This is a genomic window from Wolbachia endosymbiont of Madathamugadia hiepei (genome assembly GCF_013366855.1).
Lineage (GTDB): Bacteria > Pseudomonadota > Alphaproteobacteria > Rickettsiales > Anaplasmataceae > Wolbachia.
On record NZ_WQMP01000187.1, the window covers coordinates 1 to 1413 of the forward strand.

At 35.9% G+C, this 1413-nt stretch carries 2 protein-coding genes, 1 tRNA gene and 1 pseudogene; all 4 read right to left on the reverse strand.

Annotated features, from left to right (window positions below):
• Window positions 1-17: 17 nt before the first annotated feature.
• A complete protein-coding gene (locus GO685_RS05240) occupies window positions 18-305 on the reverse strand; it encodes a hypothetical protein (RefSeq protein WP_175937871.1) in 288 nt (95 codons plus the stop codon).
• A 699-nt stretch (window positions 306-1004) separates the two neighbouring features.
• Window positions 1005-1199, reverse strand: a complete 195-nt coding sequence (gene iscX, locus GO685_RS05245) for a Fe-S cluster assembly protein IscX (RefSeq protein WP_175937872.1) — start codon at window positions 1197-1199, stop codon at window positions 1005-1007.
• A 28-nt stretch (window positions 1200-1227) separates the two neighbouring features.
• Window positions 1228-1314: transfer RNA gene (locus tag GO685_RS05250), tRNA-Leu, on the reverse strand.
• 9 nt (window positions 1315-1323) lie between these two features.
• Window positions 1324-1413, reverse strand: a pseudogene (locus GO685_RS05255) (30S ribosomal protein S4); the annotation flags it as partial.

Here is a 1413-nt window from a genome sequence, read left to right on the forward strand (position 1 = left end):
AGTTTCTCTATTTGTAGCTAAGTTAAACTACCAGTTTTTGCTACATCTTTCCTTATTTTCTCATGATAAACTTTTTTCACAGAGACTAGTATAGTGAAATATATAGCAGCAATAAATAGCGCTGCAATTCCAGTAGGGTTAACAATTGTGCTAATAAGCGCCAAAGACTCAGGTACAGCAACTATATTAGTAGCAATTAATACCGCTGTTATTGCTGCCGCTAAAGACGTAAGTGCAACTGTACCTTCAATGCCCATTTTTGTTATGTGTACCGTGTTTCCCCACTTCCATATGCTTGTATTCATAATAATCCTCCTTTAATGAGATTAATAATAAATTTGGCATATACAATCAAGTTATTTTTTTTAGGTATAATTTTGAGCTTAAAATCTGCTCTCTAAGCTGCCACCAACTATGCGCAGCTAGCTGGATTCAGATTTTTTAGCAATAGAAACGAAAAAAAACTACTTGACAAGTCCCTCCAACGCCCTTAATAATGACACTGAAGCTATTTGTTTATCTTCGCAATCTGTGCGGGTTAATGACAAAAAACTTAGGGTATTTGGTGTCTCATGTTTAAATTTTTGCACTATGTGAACCTCACGTCTTTTTAAAACTTCTGGTTTTCAAGCTGAAACGCGCTTATAAGTCGTTTAAGACAGTATAGAACGTCAAATAGATAAGGGAGAATTTGAATACTAGCTACCTCAGAGTTTTTTTGCCTTTTTTTTCGCTCAGTAAATTTCTTAACGTTTACAGTTTTGGTTATTTACATTTAAAAGTAGCTGAATTGTAGCGCTGAGAATAAAAACGCCGATATTTGAGGTACATATAAATAATTAGCCATCGACTGGGGATTCTTTTGCTTTTTTTTTATTTAGTGAATTTCTTAAATATTTATTACTAAAGTAGTATCCTGGGTCCCAGTGTCAGCTACTTGGATGGCAAGAAAGGGGCACTGGAATAACAGAAAAGGAGCGCTAATTAGATCGTTTAATAGCGGTCTAAAATCTTTCTCCAATCCAAGCTGCTTGAATAGCTTCGAGTATTTTTTCATTACAACGTTTTTCATCATCGTCAAATCCTTCTAAGTCCAAGACCTTTTTCTTAAGCTCAGTAAACCTGATATTAACTATATCTTCGTCTGGAAATTTTTCCTCTAAAGCTTCTGCGATGTCTTCTATATCAAACCATTTCATATTTCTTGAACACTCTGCCAAACTAAATTGGTGCCCATGGGGAGACTTGAACTCCCAAGGTCGCAAAACCTACGGATTTTAAGTCCGCTGCGTCTACCGATTCCGCCACACGGGCTTTTTTATTTTACCTAGAGTAGAACTCTACTACTAAATTAACTTCCATATCCGCTGAGTAAGGAACTTCAGAGTATTGAGGCACTCTTAAAAACTTCAC